Origin of the sequence: Streptomyces desertarenae (assembly GCF_042681365.1) — a bacterium.
GTDB lineage: Bacteria > Actinomycetota > Actinomycetes > Streptomycetales > Streptomycetaceae > Streptomyces > Streptomyces desertarenae.
In genome coordinates this window covers 320,331-339,440 of record NZ_JBHUFU010000003.1, presented here as the reverse complement: position 1 = coordinate 339,440, position 19,110 = coordinate 320,331, and the positions used below count along the sequence as shown (strand labels likewise).

Sequence of the window (19,110 nt, the reverse complement as noted above, 5' to 3'; positions counted from 1 at the left end):
CCCGCGGTCCCGTCCCGGGCGGCGACGCACCACGGCGGCCACGGCGAATCGCCTTTACCACATGCGCCGTTGCCTCCTCAAGGCCTCCTGGGACGGCGGCTAGGCTCGGCGGCATGGACTTCTCCGCAGCACTGGAGCTACTCAGGGAAGGTCGCCGGGTGGCCCGCCGGGGCTGGATCCAGCCCGGCAAGTACGTCTACCTGGAGCCGGAGTCGGTCTGCGTCTCGCCGGACGGGCGCAGCCGCAGACTCGCCGCCCATCTGCGGTTCGTCACCGCGGACGGCACGGTGCAGGCCGGGGTGCAGCCCTCGCACGCCGGGCTGCTGGCAAACGACTGGTACGACGTCGACGCCGAGCCCGGTTCCGCCGGCGGGGCCTGACGCCCCGCCGGCGGCGGGCGCCGCGCCGGTCACCGTCCCGGCGGCGGGGCCGTGGAGCGCCGGACGGCCAGGCGCGTGGGAACCAGCGTCGTACCCCGCTCGGCCGCCTCGCCGCGGATCTGCCGCAGGACCCCCTGGACGCAGCGCCGTCCGACCTCGGCGAAGTCCTGGTGGACGGTGGTCAGCGGCGGCACGAACGAGCCCGCCTCGGGGATGTCGTCGAAGCCGATCACGCTGACCTGCTCCGGCACGGACCTGCCCGTCTCGTGCAGGGCGCGCAGCAGGCCGAGCGCCATCTGGTCGTTGGCGGCGAAGACGGCGGTGCAGCCGGGCTCCGCCGCGAGCCGCAGCCCGGCCCGGTAGCCGGACTCCGCCGACCAGTCGCCCCGTACCGGCACGGGCACCTCGCACCCGGCCTCCTCCAGGGTGGCCCGCCACGCGGCGGCGCGCCGCTGCGCCGCGAACGACTCCTGCGGACCGGCGAGGTGCCACACGGTGCGGTGCCCGAGGTCCAGCAGGTGGCGCACGGCCGCGCGCGTACCCCCCGCCTGGTCGGTGTCGACGACGCTGTAGCGGTCGCCGGCGTCGGAGTCGGCCACCACGACCTGCACGTTGGGCGGCAGGGAGACCGTGGCGGCGTCCAGCAGGTGGACTTCCATGATCACGATGACGGCGTCCACCGCGAGCTCTCCCAGCCGGGTGAAGGCGCCCCGCACCTCGTCCCGGGTGGGCACGGCCACCGGCAGGAGCGTGACGGCGTAGCCCTCCTGCGCGGCCGAGGACGCGATCGCCTCCAGGGTGCGGACGTTGCCGGTCGTGGAGAGGTTGAAGAGGATGACGCCGATGGTGCGGAACTCGCCCCGCTTCAGGGCCCGGGCGGCGCTGTTGGGCCGGTAGCCGAGCTTCCGCATCGCGGCGAGCACCTGCTGCCGCGTCCCCTCGGTGACGCCCGGATAGCCGTTGGAGACCCGGGAGACGGTCTGCGCGGACACACCGGCCAACCGGGCCACGTCCGCCATGGACGCGCCCCGCCTGCGGCGCGCCGGGACGGTTCCGTCCGGGGCCGCCGGGCCGCCGTCCCCCCGCGCGGTCTGAGCGATGCCGTCCATCGAGTCTGCGCCCCCTCGTTCCGGGCCGGACCTCCGCCGCACCCCTTGACCCTCGTACCGGTGCAGTGTAGACATCACGCCAATCGATGTTTACGTAAACATTCCTCCGTCCCGACCCTGGCGGAACGGTGATGTTCACGCAAACATCACCGCCGTTCGATTCCGCCGGCCGGGCCGGCCCGGCGGGCACCCAGCGAGACGAGGGGCGAGAGACGACCATGACGACGCCACTGCCCGCAACGGTGGGCCCCACGGCACCGCGGCGCCGGCGCGGCAGCGCCCGCGCCTGGACGGGCTGGGGCTTCGTCGGCCCCTTCATGGCCGTCTTCGGCCTGGTGTTCCTGGCACCGATCGGCTACTCGCTCTACCTGAGCCTGTTCCGGGACCGGATGATCGGCGGCACGATCTTCGTGGGCCTGGAGAACTACCGGCGGGCCCTGGAGGACCCCCGGTTCTGGGAAGGGGTCGGCCGGGTGGCGCTCTTCCTCGCCGTCCAGGTGCCGATCATGCTGGGCATCGCCCTGCTGGTGGCCCTGGCCGTCGACAGCGGTCGGCTGTACGGCAGGGACTTCTTCCGGATGGCGATCTTCCTGCCCTACGCCGTCCCCGCCGTGGTCGCCACCTTGATGTGGGGCTTCATCTACGGCACGCGCATCGGGCTGCTGGGCGACGTCAACGACGCCCTGGGCGTCTCCCTCCCCGACCCGCTCTCCCCCGATCTCGTGCTGGCGGCCATCGGCAACATCGTGACCTGGGAGTTCACGGGCTACAACATGCTGATCCTCTACTCGGCGCTGCGGGTGGTGCCCCGCTCCCTGTACGAGGCCGCGGAGATCGACGGAGCCGGCCAGTTCCGCGTCATCACCGCCGTCAAGCTCCCCGCCCTCCGCGGCGCCCTGGTGATCGCGACCGTCTTCTCCGTCATCGGCAGCTTCCAGCTCTTCAACGAGCCCAGCATCCTCCAGGACGTGGCGCCCAACGCCATCACCAGCGACTACACGCCCAACTTCTACACCTACTCGCTGTCCTTCTCCGGACAGCAGCACAACTACGCGGCGACCGTCGCGGTCGTCATGGGACTGATCACGATGGCCGTCGCCTACGCCGTGCAGCTGCGCGGCATGCGGAAGGAGGGGTGACGCGATGAGCGCCCCGGCCCCCACCCCGTCCACCGCCCGGCCCGCCCCCGGCGGCCGCACCCGCCCCGCACCGCGGCCGCGCGGACGCGGCCGCCGCCACTCGGCGGACCGCCCGCGCCGCAGCGTGGCGCTCACCGCGCTCACCGGCCTGGTGCTCCTCTACAGCCTGGTGCCGCTGGCGTGGCTGGCCATCAACGCCACCAAGACCCAGGAGGGCCTGTTCGACTCCTTCGGACTGTGGTTCGACGGGGACTTCGCCCTCTGGGAGAACATCACCCGGACGCTGGCCTACGACGACGGCGTCTTCGTGCGCTGGCTGCTCAACACGGTCCTGTACGTCGTGCTGGGCGCGGGCGGTGCCACGTTCCTCGCCGTCCTGGGCGGCTACGGGCTGGCGAAGTTCGCCTTCCCCGGCAGGCGCGCGGTCCTCGCCGTGGTCATCGGAGCCGTCGCGGTGCCGAGCACCGCCCTGGCCGTCCCCACCTTCCTGATGTTCAGCGAGCTGGGCCTGACCAACACCCCCTGGGCGGTGATCGTCCCGTCGCTGATCTCGCCCTTCGGCCTGTACCTGATGTGGGTCTTCACCGCCGGCGCGGTCCCCACCGAACTGATGGAGGCCGCCCGCATCGACGGGGCGGGCGAGGTGCGCACCTTCTTCCGCGTCGCCCTGCCGCTGCTGGGCCCCGGCATCGTCACGGTCTCGCTGTTCACCATGGTCGCGACCTGGAACAACTACTTCCTGCCGCTGATCATGATCAAGGACCCCGACTGGTACCCGCTGACACTGGGCCTGGACACCTGGAACTCCCAGGCCTCCACGGCCGGCGGCGAGGCCGTCTTCGACCTGGTGATCACCGGTTCGCTGCTCACTATCGTCCCGCTGATCGCCGCCTTCCTGCTGCTCCAGCGGTACTGGCAGTCGGGACTGACCGCCGGAAGCGTCAAGGAGTGAGGCCCTGGGCCCCTCCGCCGCGCCCCGCACCAGCCGCTCCCTCCCCTCCCTCCCGTCCGACAACGAAGTGAGGACCCCATGACCGTCACGACGCGCCGCCTGCTGCGCGGTGTGGGTCTGCTGTGCGCCGCCGTCCTCGGCACGACCGCGTGCGGAGACCGGGGAAGCGAGAACGAGACCCTCCGGGGAGTCTCCGCCGCCGACGTCCGGTCGGCCCTGGCGGAGGGCGGCTCGATCACCGTGTGGACGTGGGAGCCCACCTTGAACCAGGTCGCCGCCGACTTCGAGAGGAAGTACCCGGAGGTCGACGTCGAACTGGTCAACGCCGGCACCGGCAACGACCACTACACCGCGCTGCAGAACGCGATATCGGCCGGCTCCGGCGCACCCGACGTGGCGCAGGTGGAGTACTTCGCCCTGGGCCAGTTCGCCCTGACCAAAGCCGTCCACGACCTCTCGCCCCTCGGCGCGGACGACCTGGGCGACACCTTCGCGCCCGGACCGTGGAACGCGGTGCGGGCCTTCGGCGGCGTCCACGCACTGCCCATGGACTCCGGCCCGATGGCGCTGTTCTACAACAAGGACGTCTTCGACAAGCACGGCGTCGAGGTGCCCACCACCTGGGACGAGTACGTGGACGCGGCCCGCGCCCTGCACGAGGCCGACCCGGACGTCCACATCACCAACGACACCGGGGACCCGGGACTGACCACCAGCCTCATCTGGCAGGCCGGCGGCCGCCCCTACCGGACCGAGGGCACCGAGGTGACGGTCGACTTCACCGACGAGGGCTCCACGGCGTACGCCGAGACCTGGCAGAAACTGCTCGACGAGGACCTCCTGGCGCCCGTCACCTCCTGGAGCGACGAGTGGTACCGCGGCCTGGCCGACGGCACCATCGCCACCCTGCCCGCCGGGGCCTGGATGCCCGCCAACTTCGCGTCCGGCGCGCCGAAGGGATCCGGCTCCTGGCGCGTGGCCCCCCTCCCGCAGTGGGAGGAGGGCGCCACCGGCAGCGCGGAGAACGGCGGCAGCGGGCTGGCGATCCCCAAGGCGAGCGGGAACGAGGCCCTGGCCTACGCCTTCGTCCAGTACGCCACCACGGGCGACGGGGTGCGGACCCGCGTCGACGCGGGGGCCTTCCCCGCCACCACGGAGCACCTGGAGTCCGAGGAGTTCCTGGGGACCGAGTTCGAGTACTTCGGCGGCCAGGAGGCCAACCGGATATTCGCCCAGTCCTCGGCGGACGTCTCCGAGGGCTGGAACTACCTGCCCTACCAGGTCTACGCGAACGCCGTCTTCAACGACACCGTCGGCAAGGCCTACGTCTCCGACAGGCCGCTGTCCGAGGGGCTGAAGGCCTGGCAGCGCTCCTGCATCGAGTACGGCAGGGAGCAGGGATTCACCGTCGACGAGTGAACACCGCCGGCCTCCCGCCCCACCCGCACACCCGCCGTCCGGCACGTTCCCCCTTCCCGGAAGGAGTCCCCATGACCCACCTCCCCCTGCCCCCGATGCTGCGCCGCCCGGACGACGGCACCGCGCCGGGGTTCGCCTACGGCGCCGACTACAACCCCGACCAGTGGCCGCGCGAGGTGTGGGACGAGGACGTCCGCCTGATGCGCGAGGCGGGCGTCAACATCGTCTCGCTGGCGATCTTCTCCTGGGCGCGCATCCAACCGGCCGAGGACAGCTGGGAGTTCGGCTGGCTGGACGAGGTGATGGACCTCCTCCACGAGCACGGCATCGCCGTGGACCTGGCCACCGCCACCGCCTCCCCTCCCCCGTGGCTCACCGCCGCCCACCCCGAGGTGCTGCCCGTCACCCGCACCGGCGAGACCCTGTGGCCCGGCGCCCGCCAGCACTGGCGGCCCACCTCGCCGGTCTTCCGCGAGCACGCGCTGCGCCTGGTGACCGCCCTGGCCGAGCGCTACCGCGACCACCCCGCGCTGGTGGCCTGGCACGTGAACAACGAGCTGGGCTGCCACAACGCCTACGACTACTCCGACGACGCCGCCCACGCCTTCCGCGCCTGGCTGCGCGCCCGCTACGGCACCCTCGACGGCCTCAACCACGCCTGGGGCACGGCGTTCTGGTCGCAGCGGTACACCGACTGGGAGCAGGTCCTGCCGCCCCGGCTGGCCGCCTCCCACCCCAACCCCACCCAGCAGCTGGACTTCAAGCGCTTCTCCTCCGACGCGCTCAAGGACCACCTGCGGGCCGAGCGCGAGGTGCTGCGCCGCATCACCCCGGACGTGCCCGTCACCACCAACTTCATGGTCACCGGCGAGTCCCGCGCCCTGCACTACGCGGACTGGGCGGCGGAGGTGGACTTCGTCTCCAACGACCACTACGTGCGGCCCGGCCCGCAGGCCCTGGACGAGCTGTCGTTCTCGGCGAACCTGACGGGCAACATCGCCGGCGGGCGCCCGTGGTTCCTCATGGAGCACTCCACCAGCGCCGTCAACTGGCAGCCGGTCAACCGGGCCAAGCGCGACGGCGAGCTGGCCCGCGACTCGCTGGTGCACGTGGCACACGGCGCCGACGCCGTCTGCTTCTTCCAGTGGCGCCAGTCGGCGGCCGGCGCCGAGAAGTACCACTCGGCGATGGTGCCGCACGCCGGCTCCGACAGCGCCGTGTTCCGCGCGGTCACCGACCTGGGCCGCACCCTGCGCGACCTCGCGCCGGTGGTGGGCTCGGACCGCTCCCCCGCGCGGGCGGCGATCGTCTTCGACTGGCAGTCGTGGTGGGCCGCCGAGCAGGACTCCCACCCCACCCACCTGCTGCGCTACCGGCAGGAGGCGCTCGACTGGTACTCGGCCTTCCTCGCCCTGGGGGTACGGGCCGACGTCGTCCCCCTGGGCACGGAGCTGGGCGGCTACGAGCTGGTGGTGGCGCCCGTGCTCCACATGGTGCCGGGCGAGCTGGCCAAGGAGCTGACCGGCTACGTCACCGGCGGCGGGCACCTGGTCACCACCTACTTCTCCGGGATCGTCGACGAGAACGACCACGCCTGGCTCGGCGGGTACCCCGGTCCGCTGCGCGACCTGCTCGGCATCCGCGTCGAGGAGTTCGACCCCCTGCCCGAGGGCGGGTCCGTCGAGCTGGACGACGGCACCACCGGGACCCTGTGGACGGACCGCATCACCGCCACCGGCCCCGACGTGGAGGTGCTCGCCTCCTACCGGACCGGCGAGCAGGCCGGGCGGCCGGCGATCACCCGCCGCCCGGTGGGCGGCGGCTCCGCCGCGTACGTCTCGACCCGGCTCGGTCCGGACGGCCTGGCCGGCGTCCTGGCGCGGCTGCTCGACGCCGCGGGGGTGGACAGCGAACTGCCCGGGCCGGCCCGCGGGCGGGTGGAGCTGGCGGTGCGCGAGCGGGACGGCGAGGCGTACTGGTTCCTGGTCAACCGCACCGACGAGCCGGTGGAGCTGGCCGGCGTCACCGGCGAGGTGCTCGCGGCCCGCACCGCGGACGGCGGCGGAGGGGACCGGCTCGTCCTGGCCCCGCGCGGTGTGGCCGTCCTGCGCCGGGCCGCCCGCCCGGGGGACGAGGCCGCCGGCGGGTGAGGCGGGCGGGGCCGGAGCGCCCGGCCCCGCCCGGCGGGCCGGCGGACCACCGGCCCCGGAGGACCGGGCGCGTCGAGCACGCCGGACGCACCGGGCACGCCCGCACGACCGACACGAGAGGACCGAAGATGACACCACCCGGCACGACCCGGCGCCTGACGGCCGTCCTGGGCGCGGCCGCCCTCACCGCGGGCGCGGTCCTGGCGGCCGGCCCGGCGCCGCGGGCCCAGGCGCGTCCGGCCGCCGCGCCGCAGGCCGTCACGGTCACCCCCGACCCGTCCTACGCGCACCGGGAGTTCGAGGGCTGGGGCACCAGCCTGGTGTGGTTCGCCAACGCCACCGGCGACTACCCGGACGAGATCCGCGAGCGCCTCGCCGACCTGGTCTTCGGCGACGACGGCCTCGCCTTGAACATCGCCCGCTACAACGTCGGCGGCGGCAACGCCCCCGACGTGCGGGACTACCTGCGCGCCGGAGGCGCCGTGGAGGGCTGGTGGCGGGCTCCGGAGGGCACCACCCGCGAGGACACCGCCTGGTGGAGCGCCGACGACCCGGCCGACTGGAACTCCGGCGCGGACCGCACCCAGCGCTGGTGGGTGGAGCGCGTCAAGGACGAGGTCGACCACTGGGAGGCGTTCGGCAACTCCCCGCCGTGGTTCATGACCGTCAGCGGATACGTCTCCGGCGGCTTCGACCCGAACGCGGACCAGCTCAGGAGCGACTCCGTCGACGACTTCGCCGCCTACCTGGTGGGCGCGGTGGAGCGGCTGGAGGAGGCGCACGGCATCGACGTCGACACCATCGACCCGTTCAACGAGCCCAACACCCCCTACTGGAGCACCCGTCTGGGCCCCGACGGCGAACCCGTCGGCGGGCGCCAGGAGGGCGCCCACATGGGCCCCGAGCTCCAGCAGCGCGTCGTCCGCGCGCTGGCGAAGGAGTTGGAGGACGCCGGCACCGGCGCCGTGATCTCGGCGATGGACGAGACCAACCCCACCCTCTTCGCGCGCAACTGGGAGTCCTATCCGGAGGACGTGCGCGAGAAGGTCGCGCAGCTGAACGTCCACACCTACGGCACCGGCGGCCGCACCACCGCCCGCGACCTGGCCAAGGCCGCCGGCAAGCCGCTGTGGATGAGCGAGGTGGGCGGCGACTGGGGCGAGGGGCGGCAGGACTTCGAGTCCATGGCGCCCGGGCTCGGCCTCGCCCGGCACATCGTCGACGACCTGCGCGAACTGGAGCCGTCCGCCTGGGTGTTCTGGCAGCCCGTCGAGGACCACGACAACATGAAGCCGGGGGGCGAGTTCCCGCAGGGCGGCAACTGGGGCAGCATCCAGCTCCCGTTCGACTGCACGGCCGGGGACACCCTGGAGACCTGCCCGATCCGCACCAACACCAAGTTCGACACCGCCCGGAACTTCACCCACCACATCCGCCCCGGGGACCGGCTGGTGAAGGTCGACGACGCCTCCAGCGCCGCGGCGGTCGGCCGCGGGGGCGCGACGGTCGTCCACGTCAACGACTCCGCCGGACCGCGGACCGTCACCCTGGACCTGGCGAAGTTCGGCCGTGTCGCGCGGGACGCCACGGTCACCCCGGTGGTGACCAGTGCCGACGGCGCGCTGGTGCGGCACGCTCCGGTCCGCGTCGCCGACCGCCGCGCCGCGTACACCGTGCCGGCCGAGTCGGTGACCACCTTCCTGGTCGAGGGCGTCTCGGGCGTGGCGCGGGACGCCGCGGCGATCCGCACGGGGCACGCCTACCGGCTGGGCGGCGTGCAGAGCGGAAAGGCGCTCACCGTCTCCGGTGACGGGACCGGCGTGGTGATCCGCGCCGCGGACCCGGCCCGCACCGACCAGCTGTGGCGCCTGGAGCCGCTCCCGGGGGACCCGCGGGCCGGTGACAACCGCCGGCGCCACACGCTCACCAGCGCGGCGGACGGCCGCCGCCTGGCCGTCCGGGACGGCCGGTTGGTGCTGGAGGACGACCGGCGCCGCGACCCCGCCGCCCAGTGGATCGCGTCCACCACGGGTGACGGCTCCTGGACGCTGGTCAACGCGGTCGGCGGCCGGCTGCTGGAGGTGGCCGGGCAGGCGACGCACGAGGGGGCCGCGGTCTCGGTCTGGCCGCCGAACTCCGGGCCGAACCAGCGCTGGACCCTCACGGACACGGCGCGTCCGCGCGGCTGACCGTCCCGCTCCTCCTTCCCGCCCGGGAGGAGGACGGAGCCCCGGGGCCGCCGCGGACGGCGGCCCCGGGGCCGGTGGGCCGGGTGCGGGCGGTCAGCGCTCCTCGACCACCGTGAACCGCAGCGTGTCGGTGAAGGTGCGGCCGTGGGAGTCGGTCGCGGTCACCCTGGCGTGGTGGGTCCCCGGCTCGAGGCCGGCGGGCAGCTCCAGCCGCCACAGGTGCATGGTGCGGTCGGCGACGCTGCCGCCGTGGACCAGCTGCTGGGCGACCGCGTGCGGGTCGGACCACTCCGGGCCGACCAGCTGGTCCTCACCGCGGGCCTGCTGGGTGCGCACGGCCTCGCGCGCCCGGCCGCCGTCGATGCTGACCCGCACCCTGGAACCGGTCGACCCCATCCAGAAGTTGGTGGTCAGCCAGGTGGTGCCGGCCAGGTCGTCCCGGCTGACCACGGTGGGGTCGCCCAGCTCGGGGGCCTCGCCCTGCCGGTTCCTGTTCCAGGCCTGGCGGTCGAGGTACCACTGGCGGTAGGTGGGCGAGTTGACGCCGAGCTGCATCTGGACGTCGTCGCTCTCACCGGTGAGGGTGAAGCGCTCCCTGAAGGTGTTGCCCTTGATGTCGAGGGTCAGGACTCCCGGGCGGGCGCCGTCGCGTCCGACGGCGACCGGGTAGCCCTTCTCCGTCAGCTTCCCGGAGTACCAGTCGCCGGAGACGGCGCCGGCGGTGATGTGCGGGAAGGGCAGGCCCTCGACGCCGAACAGGTCGCGCCAGCCCTTGAACAGGTCGCCGGTCTTCATGTTCTCGATCGAGTGGGTGTGGCCGGCCACCGAGACGGCCCTGCGGCCCTCCAGCAGGTCGTAGACCTCGCGGACCTGGTCGACCTGGTGCCGGGCGCTGCCCTCGTCGGCGTAGGTCAGCAGCGGGATGTGCCCGGCCACGACGACCAGCCGGTCCGAGGGGACCTTCGCCAGGTCCCGCTCCAGCCACTCCAGCTGCCGCTCGTCGAGGCGGCCGTTGTAGGAGGGGCTGTTCTGCGGGTCGTTGCAGTTGGCGTGCAGGCCGTCGGCGTTGTCGACGTCCGGGGTGCACGGGTAGCGCACGGTGTTGAGGGCGATGACGTGGGTGCGGCCGACGTCGTAGGAGTAGTACGCCGGGGCCATCTGCGCCCGGAAGGTGTCGAAGGAGTGCTCGGCGCTCTTCGCGTCGTAGTCGAGGTCGTGGTTGCCGGGCAGGAAGCGCACCGGGCCGTTGAGCTCGGCGGTCAACTCCTTGACGTCCGGGTACAGGGAGAGGTCGTCGCCCACCACGTCGCCGATGAACAGGGCGCCGCAGCCGGTGTAGTCGTGACGCCGGGACAGGTCGGCGATGGCTCCGGCGCGGGCGTAGCCGACCTCCTCCTTGTCGTAGGTCTGCAGGTCCCCGGCGATGACGCAGTGCTGCTCGCGGGAGGCGGTGGCCTTGCTCTTGACCAGCGGGAAGTTGACGGCCTCGGGCAGCGGCCCGGTGGGCTCGATGCCGCCGTAGCGCAGCTCGGGCGAGCCGGCGGGCAGGTGGTTGTAGTGGAACTGGGCGACGTTGTGCTCGTCGACGGGCACCTGGTGGCCGGCGGGCTGGGTGACGAAGACCGTCATGTTGTCGTAGGCGGGCAGCTCGTAGCGGCCGTGGCGGTCGGTGGTCACCACGTCGCGGCCGTTGGAGACCACCACTCCGGCCACGCCGCGCTCGCGCCGGTCGCTGCGGCTGTCGCGGTCGCCGTCGAGGAACACCCGGCCGGTGAGGGTCTGCCGGTCCCCGCCGGCCGACCGGTCGGCGGGCACGACCTCGACCTGCCCCCGGTAGGCCTCGGCGTCCCAGTCGTTGCGTTCGGCCTGTGCGGCGGCCGCGGGAGCGGCGACCGCGGTCTGCACGGCCAGGGCGGTGAGCGTGGAGCCCGCGATCGCCATCGCGCCGAGCACCGCGATCCCGGCGCGTACCGGCGTGGACGAGGGGCGAGAGAGGGACACTGCTCCTGACACCTCCGTTGGTCTTCCGCTGACGTGACGTCGCCTCCCCGGCGGGGAGGCCGGCCGCGAACGGCCGGTGCCCGAAGACACTGGCCGCCGGAGCTGAACTGCGCGCGAGGGAAAGGCGACGCGTCGGGGGACCGCGGGACTCCATCGGACCCGAACACCGCAGGAGGGGCAGAAGGGACACCGGGTACGGCGGCTCCCGGCCCGGTCGGGGCGGGCGCGGGCCGGGGCGTCACGCCTCGCCGCGGACCATGGCCAGCAGCCGGTCGTACACGCCGGGGTCCACCCGCACGCCGTCGTGGGCGTGGGCGTCGGTGATCCAGGCGCGCAGGCCGCGGACGTGCGCGGCGGTGCGCAGGGACTGCTCGCGGTCGACGTACATGTCGTCGTGGTAGACGGCGGCCGCGACCGGCACCCGGTTGCCGGCGAGCCGGTCGGGGTCGTACAGCGGGGGCCAGTCGGTGCGCCCGGCGAGCAGGTGGGCGGCCTCCCGCAGCGGTACCAGCGCCGGGTCCTCCTCGAAGTGCCAGGGGTAGACCATCTCGCCGGTGAGGCGCAGCGGTCCGCCGCGGGAGGCGTCGAAGGCGGGGAACTCCTCGCGCACCCGGTGCGCGGACCAGGCGGTGGGCCGGCCGCCCTGCGCGTAGACGGCCTCGTGGAGGACGGCGTACAGGGGGTGCTCGGCGAAGGAGACGGCGGACTCCACCGCGCGCAGGAAGGGGTCGGACGGCTCGGGGCCGCGGGGGCCGGGGACGAACGCGGTCTCCAGCAGGTAGTGGAGCCGGTCGAACGTGGCGGCGGCGCCCAGGAGGACGCCCAGGGTCTGGAGGCGGCGGACGGTGAGGCGCTCGCCGGTGGGCAGCCGCACGTCGTTCCCGGCTAGGTGGGCGGCGACCTCGTCCAGCAGGCGCTGGTCGCCCGGGTAACGCTCGAAGTAGCGGGCGTTGTGGTCCAGGACGCGGGCGTAGGCGGCGCGGTAGACGTCGTCGGCGTGTGCGGTGAGGGACGGCAGGCCGCCGGTGATCATCACCTTCTCCAGCCCCTCGGGTGCCAGGGAGAGGTAGGTCAGGGCGCAGAATCCGCCGAAGCTCTGGCCGAGCACCGTCCAGGGGCGGTCCCGCTCGCCGCCGGCGGCCGGATGGCGGCGCAGCAGTTCGGCGTCGCGGACGATGGCGTCGGCGCGGAAGCGGGCCAGGTACCCGGCGGTGGCGGCGGGGTCCGGGTGGGCCGCGAGGGTGTGCCGGTCGGCGGGGGTGCTGCGGCCGGTGCCGCGCTGGTCCATCAGGACGACGCGGTGGTCGCGCAGGGCCCGGTGGAGCCAGGCGCCGGGGGCGTCGGGGCGCTCGGCGCGGTGGCCGGGGCCGCCCTGGAGCCACAGCAGCCGGGGCAGGTCCTCCCCCTCCCGCCCGGCGGCGGTCACCTCGCGGGCGAACAGGGTGATCGTCGGGCCGTCCGGACGGGCGTGGTCCAGGGGGACGTCGAGGGTGTGCTCGGTGACGGCGAGTCCGCTGTGGCGGTAGGCGGTGGGCACGGCGGGCGGGCTCCTCGGGGGCTGCGGGTCGGGCGGCCGGGACCGGGCCGTCCGCCCCGCACGGTACGCAGTGCCCGGCCCGCCGCCAGGGCCGCCCCCTCCGAACGGGTCCGGCCGAACGGGTGTCCCGGCGCGGCGGGCCCGCGGGATGCGGGGGCGGCGGCCCGCGGCTGCGTCATGATCGCCCCAGGGCCGCCCGGCACCGGGGCGGGCCGAGGAGGAGGGACCCGAGGAGGCGGATCGTGGAGACGGCGGCACCGGAGCGCGAACGGGCCCGGCGGCGTGCCCGGCAGGAGGCCGTCCGGCTGGCGGCTGAGGGGGCCCGCGGCACCGTCCCGCCCCGGGCGGGCAACGCGGAGGTGAAGTGCTTCGGCGCCTCCGCCGCGGCGCGCAGGGCCGGGACCGCGCTGTTCGAGGGCATCGGGCCGCGCGGGATCGCGGCCGCCGCCCGGGGGAGGTACTGACGTGGCGCGGGGGCACCGCGGGCCGGACGGCGGCGCGTGGGAGCTGCCGCCGCTGGTGGACCACCACTGCCACGGGGTGGTGCGCGAGGACCTGGACGACGACGCGTTCGCCTCGTACCTGACCGAGTCCGACGCGCCCGCCGCGCCGGGCACCTCCTTCTTCGACACCCAGCTGGGGTTCGCGGTGCGCCGCTGGTGCCCGCCGCTGCTGGACCTGGAGCCCCACTGCCCGCCCGGCGCGTACACCGCGCGGCGCCGCGAGCTGGGTGCCCACGAGGCCGGCCGGCGGCTGCTGGGGGCCGACGGCATCGGCGAGTACCTGGTGGACACCGGTCCCACCGCGGACCTGACCGGTCCCGGCGAACTGGCGGCGGCGGGCGGGGCGCGGGCCCACGAGGTGGTGCGGCTGGAGCGGCTGGCCGAGCGGGCCGCCGACGCGGCGGGCTCCGCCGGCGGTTTCCTGGCCGCGCTGGAGGGCGCCGTGGAGCGGGCGGCGGGGACGGCGGTGGGCTTCAAGTCGGTGGCGGCCTACCGCTACGGACTGGATCTGGAGCCCGGACCGCCGGCCGCCTCTGAGGTGCGGGCGGCGGCGGGCCGCTGGCTGGCCGCGCGGGATTCCGGGGACCGGGTGGCCGACCCCGTCCTGCTGCGCCACCTGCTGTGGTCGGCGGCGCGGACCGGTCTGCCGCTCCAGCTGCACACCGGATTCGGCGATCCCGACCTGCGGCTGGACCGCTGCGACCCGCTGCTGCTCACCGGCTTCGTGCGGGCCGTCCGGCCGACCGGGTGCCGGCTGGTGCTGCTGCACGGCTACCCCTACCACCGGCACGCCGCCTACCTGGCGCACGCCTACCCGCACGTGTACGCCGACGTCGGCCTCTCCGTGAACCACACCGGCGCACGGGCCGCGGAGGTGCTCGCCGAGGCGCTGGAGCTCGCCCCGTTCGGGAAGCTGCTGTTCTCCACCGACGCCTACGGGCTGCCCGAGCTGTACGTGACGGGGGCGGCGCTCTTCCGGGAGGCGCTGGTGCGGCTGCTGGAGGAGTGGACCGGCGGGGGAGCCTGGTCGCGCGAGGACGCCGCACGGGTCGCCGCCCTGGTCTGCGCCGGCAACGCCCGGCGGGTGTACGGGCTGGGCGGGTGACCGGGGGCTGCGCCCGGCGGGCGGAGGGCTCCCGCTCGGCGCCCGCCCGGTGCCCGCACGGACCGCGCCCGGACTCCGCTCGGCGCGGCCCGGAGGCGGTGTTGACGGTCCGCCCGGACGCTCCTAGCGTGCGGGAGCGCGGCCCGTGTCCCGCCCCGGTCCCGTTCAGCGCCACCCGCGGCCGCGCGGTCCGCAGGCGGCGCCGGACTTCTCCACCCCGGACCGTCCGCGATCCGGCGGCCGGTCCCTGCTCCCGTCAGCCGATCGAGAGGAACGCCGTGAGGTTCTCACCGGGGGGCGGCAGAGTCCGCACCCGCCTGGGCGTGTGGCTGGTCCCGCTCGCCGTCCTGCTCGTCTCCGCCGTGGCGGCCCCCGCCTCCGCCGCCGGACCCGCCGAACGCCCCGCCCCCCGTGCCGCCGCGCCGCCGGACACCGGCGCCGCGGCGCCGCACGGCCGCAGCGCCGTGTGGAGCGCGAGCCTGCAGGGCGCGCACGGCACCTCGCCCGACCTGACGGTGCGCAACATCGCCCGGGCCTCGGTGGCGGCCTCCTCGCTGCGGGTGCGCGTCGGCAACCCGTACGGGGACCGTCCCGCCGCCTTCCGCTCGGCGACCGTCGGGCTGCAGCTGCGGGTCGGCGAGGCCGACCTCGTGCCCGGCTCCCTGCGCACCCTCACCTTCGACGGCCGCCGGCAGGTCACCGTGCCCCCGGGCGGCCATGTGTACAGCGATCCGGTTCCCCTGCGCGTGGCGGCCCAGCAGAACCTGGCGGTGAGCCTGTACGCGCCCGGCGCGCCGGTCAACGACCACGCCTTCCCGCCGCCCACCCCGAACCCGCCGGCCAGCTTCCTGTCGCTGGGCGGTGACCACACCCACGACACCGGTGACGCCGCCTACCCGGAGGAGGACAGGGGCCTGTCCGCCGAACCCGGCTACCACCCGGGCCGGCTGTGGTGGGTGGAGGTCGTCGACGGCCGCACGGCCGCCGCGGGCACCATCGTGGCGCTGGGCGACTCCAACACCGCCGGGCACGCGGCGGTCGGGGGCGGCGACCGGTGGACGGACCTGCTGGCGCAGCGGATCAACGCCCTGCCCCCGGGAAGGCAGTTGGCGGTCGCCAACGCCGGGATCTCCGGCAACACCGTCAGCCGGCAGCCCAGCCCCTACGACCCCACCGGCCAGTGCTGCGGTCCTCCGGCGCCCGACCGGCTGGAGCGCGACGTCCTCGACCTGGCCGGGGTGCGTCACATGATCCTCCTGGAGGGCACCAACGACATCGGCGGCGGCGAGTTCGCACCGCCCTCCCCGGCGTCGCAGGTCATCGATGCCATGAAGGAGATCGTCGAGCGGGCCCACGCCCGCGGGGTGCGGGTCGTCGGCGCCACCCTGATGCCCATGTGCAACACGGTGGGCAGCGACAAGGAGGCCAACCGGCTGGCGGTGAACGAGTTCGTCCGCACCGGCGGGCTGTTCGACGGCGTCATCGACTTCGACGCCGCGGTCCGGGACCCGGCCGCCCCGACCCGGATCCGCGACGCCTACCGCTCCGACTGCTACCACCCCAACGCGGCCGGACACGCGGCGATGGCGCGGGCCGTCGACCTGTCCCTGTTCGGGCTGGACGGCGCGGAAGGCCGGTCCGGCCGGAACGCCGCCTGAAACCGTCCGCGGTCCTGAGGGCGCCGGCCGGCGCCCTCAGGACCGCAGGTGTGAGGCGCCGTTGAGGTCCAGCACGGCGCCCGAGCCCCACTCCGCCTGCGGGGAGGCCAGCCACAGCACCGCCGCCGCGACCTCCTGCGGCGAGGCGACCCGCCCGTAGGGGCTCTGGGCGCGGATCGCCTCGCCCTCGGGGCCGGCCAGCCGGTGGGCGACGCGCTCGGTCTCGATGAACCCCGGTGCCACGGAGGTGACGGCGATGCCGTGCGGGGCCAGGGCCACGGCGAGGGACTGGCCGAGCGCGTGCACCGCCGCCTTGGTGGCGGCGTAGGCCGGGTGGTCGGGTTCGCCGCGGAAGGCGCCCCGGGAGCCGATGTTGACGATGCGTCCGCCGGTGCCCTGGTCGATCAGGTGGCGGGCGACGGCGTGGCTGAGGTTGGCGGTGCCGAGGAGGTTGACGTCCACGTGCCGCCGCCAGGCGGCGCACCAGTCGGCGTGGGAGGTGCCGGCGGGCGGGTGCGGGGTGTTGACCGCGGCGTTGTTCACCAGCACGTCCAGCCCGCCCAGCGCCTCGGCGGCGGCGTCCGCCAGGCCGGCGGCCTGCCGGGGGTCGGCCAGGTCCGCGCCGAGCAGCACGTGGCCGTCGCCGGGCAGTCCCGCCAGGGTGGTCTCGGCGTCCCGCCGGCGGCCGCCGTGGTGGACGGCCACCCGGTCGCCATTGGCGGCGAACGCCTCGGCCAGTGCCCGGCCCAGCCCCCGGGAGGCCCCGGTGACCAGCACGCGCCGCCCGGTGGCGGGGAAGGCCGGCCGGCCGGGGGACGGGGACCCGGCGGGACCGGCGGGATCGGGGTGCTGCACGGCGGAGCTCCTCACGGGGTGGTCGGACACCGGGTGCCGCGGGGCGCCCGGACGGCATCCACACCCTAGTCCGGGCGCGCGGACGCCGCCGGTGCGGTGGTGTTCCCGCCCCGCGCGGCGCCTCCTTCCTCCGCCCACCTTGAGTCCGGATTTGTCAGTTTCCCTGCCGATAGGTATATGAGAAGTGCTGGGTCCGAACATCCTCGATGCGCCGTACGGCGCAGGAAGGAGAGACACCGGTGGCCGCGATGGTGTGGCTGCTCTTCCCGCTGATCACCGGCGTATGCGCCGTCATCTGGGCGGTGTGCGCCCAGCGACCCCGCCGTGGCGACCTGTGGGGCGACTCCACGCGCTACACGCGCATGCGCGACACGCTCGGCCGTTCCCTCGCCGAGCAGGGCCGGCTCCAGCCGCGCTGACCCCGGTGGCCTTCCGGGGGCGGCGGGCCCCGTCCCGCCGCCCCCCGTCCGTCGTCCGGCCCCCTCCGAAGGGCCGCGTGTGGACCCCACGCGGCAGGGAAACCGTGAGGAGCGCGCGCCGAGGCGCACTCCCTCGGCCCTGCGCTGGAGGGAGCGGTGATGACGAGAGACAACGACACCATGGACGCGACGGCCGGGACGGGAACGGTCACGACGTCCGTGCCGGCCCGGCTCGACCGGCTGCCGTGGTCGCGCTGGCACTGGATGATCGTGATCGGTCTGGGCACGGTGTGGATCCTCGACGGCCTGGAGGTCACGGTCGTCGGCAACATCGCCGGCCGGCTGGCCGAGGAGGGCAGCGGCCTGCCCATCACCTCCGCCCAGGTCACGGGCATCGCAGCTGCGCTGTACGTGGCGGGCGCCTGTTCGGGCGCCCTGTTCTTCGGCTGGCTGACCGACCGGTACGGACGCAAGAAGCTCTTCATCATCACCCTGGCCGTCTACCTGGGCGCCACCGCGCTGACCGCCCTGTCCTTCTCCAGCTGGTGGTTCTTCGCCTGCCGCTTCCTGACCGGCTTCGGCATCGGCGGCGAGTACGCGGCCATCAACTCCGCGATCGACGAGCTGATCCCGTCCAAGTACCGCGGGCGCATCGACCTGATCATCAACGGCAGCTTCTGGCTGGGCGCGGTGGGCGGTTCGCTGCTGTCCATCGTCATGCTGGACACCGACCTCTTCGCCATCGACGTCGGCTGGCGGCTGACCTTCGCCCTCGGCGTCGTCTTCGGCCTGGTCATCCTGCTGGTGCGCCGGCACGTTCCCGAGAGCCCGCGGTGGCAGTTCATCCACGGCCAGGGGGAGAAGGCCGAGGGGCTGGTGAGCCGGGTGGAGGAGGAGATCCGCCGGGAGAAGGGCGTCGCGGAGCTGCCGCCGCCCGCCGGCGAGATCACCATCCACACCCGCAGGAGCATCGGCTTCGGACTGATCGCCCGCACGGTCTTCTCGCAGTACCGCAAGCGCGCCGTGCTCGGGCTGTCGCTCTTCGTCGGCCAGGCGTTCCTCTACAACGCCATCACCTTCGGCTTCGGCGCCATCCTGACCACGTTCTTCGACGTGCCCACCGGTTCGACCGGCTACTACTTCGCCGTCATCGCCGTCGGCAACTTCTTCGGGCCGCTGCTGCTGGGCCGGTTCTTCGACACCGTCGGCCGCCGGATCATGATCTCCGGCACGTACATCCTCTCCGGGCTGCTGCTGTTCGTCACCGCGTGGCTCTTCGGCGGCGGCCATCTGACGGCCACCACGCTCACGGCGTGCTGGTGCGTGGTGCTGTTCTTCGCCTCGGCCGGGGCCAGCTCGGCCTACCTGACGGTCAGTGAGGTCTTCCCCATGGAGACGCGGGCGATGGCGATCGCCTTCTTCTACGCCATCGGCACCGCCGCGGGCGGCATCAGCGGTCCGCTGATCTTCGCCGAGCTCACCGAGTCCGGGGTGGTCGCGGACACCGTGCTGGCCTTCCAGATCGGCGCGACCCTGATGACCCTGGCCGGGCTGGTGGCGGTCTTCCTGGCGGTGCGGGCCGAACAGCGCTCGCTGGAGGACATCGCGGTGCCGCTGTCGGCGCAGGTGACACCGGCCCCGGGCAAGCGCTGAGCACTCCGGCCCGAAGGGGCCGCGGTGCGGGGGCGGGGACC

At 74.4% G+C, this 19,110-nt stretch carries 15 protein-coding genes; 11 read left to right on the top strand and 4 right to left on the bottom strand.

Going from position 1 to position 19,110, the window contains the following annotated elements; genetic code table 11:
• Nucleotides 1-113 precede the first annotated feature (113 nt).
• A complete protein-coding gene (locus ACFSJS_RS07620) occupies nucleotides 114-380 on the top strand; it encodes a Thoeris anti-defense Tad2 family protein (protein ID WP_380898154.1) in 267 nt (88 codons plus the stop codon).
• A gap of 29 nt (nucleotides 381-409) precedes the next feature.
• On the opposite strand, the gene ACFSJS_RS07615 is transcribed toward ACFSJS_RS07620, so the two are convergent.
• Nucleotides 410-1,489, bottom strand: a complete 1,080-nt coding sequence (locus ACFSJS_RS07615) for a LacI family DNA-binding transcriptional regulator (RefSeq protein WP_380898152.1) — start codon at nucleotides 1,487-1,489, stop codon at nucleotides 410-412.
• Nucleotides 1,490-1,707: 218 nt separating this feature from the next.
• Here ACFSJS_RS07615 and ACFSJS_RS07610 point away from each other — a divergent pair, with 218 nt between their 5' ends.
• From ACFSJS_RS07610 to ACFSJS_RS07590, 5 genes are all read left to right on the top strand, one after another.
• Nucleotides 1,708-2,628 (top strand): carbohydrate ABC transporter permease, encoded by a 921-nt coding sequence (locus tag ACFSJS_RS07610; protein ID WP_380898150.1) that lies wholly within the window; start codon nucleotides 1,708-1,710, stop codon nucleotides 2,626-2,628.
• A gap of 4 nt (nucleotides 2,629-2,632) precedes the next feature.
• Nucleotides 2,633-3,580: a carbohydrate ABC transporter permease gene (locus ACFSJS_RS07605; RefSeq protein ID WP_380898148.1), complete on the top strand. Its 948-nt coding sequence runs from the start codon at nucleotides 2,633-2,635 to the stop codon at nucleotides 3,578-3,580.
• 78 nt (nucleotides 3,581-3,658) lie between these two features.
• Nucleotides 3,659-4,999 (top strand): ABC transporter substrate-binding protein, encoded by a 1,341-nt coding sequence (locus ACFSJS_RS07600; RefSeq protein ID WP_380898145.1) that lies wholly within the window; start codon nucleotides 3,659-3,661, stop codon nucleotides 4,997-4,999.
• 71 nt (nucleotides 5,000-5,070) lie between these two features.
• Complete coding sequence (locus ACFSJS_RS07595; RefSeq protein WP_380898143.1) at nucleotides 5,071-7,149, top strand: beta-galactosidase; 2,079 nt, start codon at nucleotides 5,071-5,073, stop codon at nucleotides 7,147-7,149.
• Between the two features lie 128 nt (nucleotides 7,150-7,277).
• A complete protein-coding gene (locus ACFSJS_RS07590) occupies nucleotides 7,278-9,338 on the top strand; it encodes an RICIN domain-containing protein (protein WP_380898141.1) in 2,061 nt (686 codons plus the stop codon).
• Between the two features lie 93 nt (nucleotides 9,339-9,431).
• On the opposite strand, the gene ACFSJS_RS07585 is transcribed toward ACFSJS_RS07590, so the two are convergent.
• Together ACFSJS_RS07585 and ACFSJS_RS07580 are read right to left on the bottom strand one after the other, a co-directional pair.
• Nucleotides 9,432-11,339, bottom strand: a complete 1,908-nt coding sequence (locus ACFSJS_RS07585; protein ID WP_380898138.1) for a calcineurin-like phosphoesterase C-terminal domain-containing protein — start codon at nucleotides 11,337-11,339, stop codon at nucleotides 9,432-9,434.
• A gap of 238 nt (nucleotides 11,340-11,577) precedes the next feature.
• Entirely contained in the window at nucleotides 11,578-12,876 is a 1,299-nt protein-coding gene (locus ACFSJS_RS07580; RefSeq protein WP_380898135.1) for an alpha/beta fold hydrolase, read from the bottom strand.
• A gap of 242 nt (nucleotides 12,877-13,118) precedes the next feature.
• On the opposite strand from ACFSJS_RS07580, the gene ACFSJS_RS07575 reads away from it, so the two are divergent.
• The 3 genes from ACFSJS_RS07575 to ACFSJS_RS07565 all read left to right on the top strand — a co-directional run bounded on the left by ACFSJS_RS07575 (nucleotide 13,119) and on the right by ACFSJS_RS07565 (nucleotide 16,142).
• Entirely contained in the window at nucleotides 13,119-13,340 is a 222-nt protein-coding gene (locus ACFSJS_RS07575; protein WP_380898133.1) for a hypothetical protein, read from the top strand.
• Between the two features lies 1 nt (nucleotide 13,341).
• The gene (locus tag ACFSJS_RS07570) at nucleotides 13,342-14,484 is read left to right on the top strand and encodes an amidohydrolase family protein (RefSeq protein WP_380898131.1); all 1,143 of its coding nucleotides are present in this window, start codon (nucleotides 13,342-13,344) and stop codon (nucleotides 14,482-14,484) included.
• Nucleotides 14,485-14,762: 278 nt separating this feature from the next.
• Nucleotides 14,763-16,142, top strand: a complete 1,380-nt coding sequence (locus ACFSJS_RS07565; RefSeq protein ID WP_380898129.1) for a GDSL-type esterase/lipase family protein — start codon at nucleotides 14,763-14,765, stop codon at nucleotides 16,140-16,142.
• 36 nt (nucleotides 16,143-16,178) lie between these two features.
• Here the strand turns inward: ACFSJS_RS07565 and ACFSJS_RS07560 are convergent, their stop codons facing one another.
• A complete protein-coding gene (locus ACFSJS_RS07560) occupies nucleotides 16,179-16,997 on the bottom strand; it encodes an SDR family NAD(P)-dependent oxidoreductase (protein ID WP_380898127.1) in 819 nt (272 codons plus the stop codon).
• Between the two features lie 239 nt (nucleotides 16,998-17,236).
• On the opposite strand from ACFSJS_RS07560, the gene ACFSJS_RS07555 reads away from it, so the two are divergent.
• Together ACFSJS_RS07555 and ACFSJS_RS07550 are read left to right on the top strand one after the other, a co-directional pair.
• Nucleotides 17,237-17,416: a hypothetical protein gene (locus ACFSJS_RS07555; protein WP_380898124.1), complete on the top strand. Its 180-nt coding sequence runs from the start codon at nucleotides 17,237-17,239 to the stop codon at nucleotides 17,414-17,416.
• A 159-nt stretch (nucleotides 17,417-17,575) separates the two neighbouring features.
• Nucleotides 17,576-19,069, top strand: a complete 1,494-nt coding sequence (locus ACFSJS_RS07550) for an MFS transporter (protein WP_380898123.1) — start codon at nucleotides 17,576-17,578, stop codon at nucleotides 19,067-19,069.
• The last annotated feature ends 41 nt before the right edge of the window (nucleotides 19,070-19,110 follow it).